This window comes from Ruegeria sp. CE12 (assembly GCF_056537525.1).
The window spans coordinates 1-894 of record NZ_JBQFRS010000065.1; the positions used below are offsets into that span (position 1 = coordinate 1).

The following is an 894-nucleotide window of genomic DNA, read 5'->3' on the forward strand; positions in this document are numbered from 1 at the left end:
GCACATAAAGGCTGTTCCCATCATCAGCAGGTAAATCAGCATACCGACAATCCATGTGACTTCGCGTGGCGCCTTGTAGGAGCCGTAGTAAAGACCACGGAAAATGTGCAGATAAACCGCGATAAAGAACAAAGACGCCCCGTTTTGGTGGATATAGCGGATCGCCCATCCCCCATTCACGTTGCGCATAATGTGCTCAACGCTTGCAAAAGCGAGATCGACATGTGGGGTGTAGTGCATCACAAGGATGATCCCTGTGACGATCTGCATGACCAAGCAGAACACAAGAACGATGCCCCAAATCCACATCCAATTCAGGTTCTTGGGGGTTGGGATCATCAATGTGTCATAAAGAAGGCCCACGATGGGAAGGCGCGAATGCAACCACTTCTCGGCGTTGGACTTCGGTTCGTAATGGTCGTGGGGAATGCCAGACATCGGTCGTTTCCTCCGTTAACCGAGCAAAATTGTTGTATCGTCTACGAAAGACGCGTTCGGAATGTGCAGGTTCTGCGGCGCGGGGCCTTTGCGGATACGGCCTGCCGTGTCGTAATGCGAACCATGGCAAGGGCAGAACCAACCGCCGAACTCGCCTGCGCCATCACCCAAGGGCACACAGCCCAAATGGGTGCAAACGCCCTGCATCACCAACCACTCGCCTGTGTTCTCACCCTCAGGGGTGGTTAGGCTGCGGTTCTCGTCATGCGCATCCGATCCTGCCGCGATGTTGGGGTTGCGGCTATCGGTATCGACAAGGTCATTCATGTCAACAGCGCGCGCCGCTTCAATCTCATCCTGTGTGCGGCGGCGGATGAAAACGGGCTTGCCGAGGAACAGAACGGTCAACTGTGTTCCTTCCTGCACACCCGAGACATCAACGCGCATCGTGGATGC

At 55.0% G+C, this 894-nt stretch carries 1 protein-coding gene and 1 pseudogene; both read right to left on the minus strand.

All coding sequences use genetic code 11. The annotated features are described in order from the left end of the window. Positions 1-438, minus strand: a pseudogene (gene petB, locus ACR0IO_RS23150) (cytochrome b); the annotation flags it as partial. A gap of 15 nt (positions 439-453) precedes the next feature. Next, positions 454-894 (minus strand): ubiquinol-cytochrome c reductase iron-sulfur subunit (petA, locus tag ACR0IO_RS23155; RefSeq protein WP_480745209.1); only part of this gene is annotated, 441 nt, incomplete at its 5' end.